Origin of the sequence: Rhizobium sp. NFR07 (genome assembly GCF_900111905.1) — a bacterium.
In the GTDB taxonomy this organism is placed as follows: domain Bacteria; phylum Pseudomonadota; class Alphaproteobacteria; order Rhizobiales; family Rhizobiaceae; genus Neorhizobium.
Genome location: NZ_FOKM01000039.1, coordinates 1 through 1,231 on the forward strand (window position 1 = coordinate 1; position 1,231 = coordinate 1,231).

Below are 1,231 nucleotides of genomic sequence, written 5' to 3' on the forward strand. Positions count from 1 at the left end.
TGATGAGCATTGGCAATGAGAACGATTAAGTGTCGTAAGGGCATTTGGTGGATGCCTTGGCATGCACAGGCGAAGAAGGACGTGATACGCTGCGAAAAGCCGTGGGGAGCTGCGAATAAGCTTTGATCCATGGATCTCCGAATGGGGCAACCCACCTTAAATGCTTGGAAAATTTAAGTCGTGCTTTTGTACGGCTTAGGTTTCCAAGCATTGTTATAAGGTATCTAACCTTCGAATACATAGGGGTTAGAAGCGAACTCAGGGAACTGAAACATCTAAGTACCTGAAGGAAAGGACATCAACCGAGACTCCGCAAGTAGTGGCGAGCGAACGCGGACCAGGCCAGTGGCAATGTTGAATAAAGCTGAACAGGTTGGAAAGCCTGACTATAGTGGGTGATAGTCCCGTAAGCGTAGAACAGACATTGTCCTTGAGTAGGGCGGGACACGTGAAATCCTGTCTGAACATGGGGAGACCACTCTCCAAGCCTAAGTACTCGTGCATGACCGATAGCGAACAAGTACCGTGAGGGAAAGGTGAAAAGCACCCCGACAAGGGGAGTGAAATAGAACCTGAAACCGGATGCCTACAAGCAGTCGGAGGGCGCAAGCCTGACGGCGTACCTTTTGTATAATGGGTCAACGACTTAGTGTATCTAGCAAGCTTAAGCCGGTAGGTGTAGGCGCAGCGAAAGCGAGTCTGAATAGGGCGATTTAGTTAGATGCATTAGACCCGAAACCGAGTGATCTAGCCATGAGCAGGTTGAAGGTTGGGTAACACCAACTGGAGGACCGAACCCGCATCTGTTGCAATAGATTGGGATGACTTGTGGCTAGGGGTGAAAGGCCAATCAAACTCGGAGATAGCTGGTTCTCCGCGAAATCTATTTAGGTAGAGCGTCGACCGAATACCCCAGGGGGTAGAGCACTGGATGGGCTATGGGGACTCACCGTCTTACTGATCCTAACCAAACTCCGAATACCTGGGAGTACTAGTCGGCAGACACACGGCGGGTGCTAACGTCCGTCGTGAAGAGGGCAACAACCCTGACCTCCAGCTAAGGTCCCCAAGTCATGGCTAAGTGGGAAAGGATGTGAGGATCCCAAAACAACCAGGATGTTGGCTTAGAAGCAGCCATCATTTAAAGAAAGCGTAACAGCTCACTGGTCTAAATAAGGGTCTTTGCGCCGAAAATGTAACGGGGCTAAAGCCATGCACCGAAGCTGAGGAT

Annotated in this window: 1 rRNA gene; it reads left to right on the forward strand. The window is 50.4% G+C overall.

The window, feature by feature from the left end:
- Positions 1–23: 23 nt before the first annotated feature.
- A 23S ribosomal RNA gene (locus tag BM216_RS33200) occupies positions 24–1,231 on the forward strand; the annotation flags it as partial.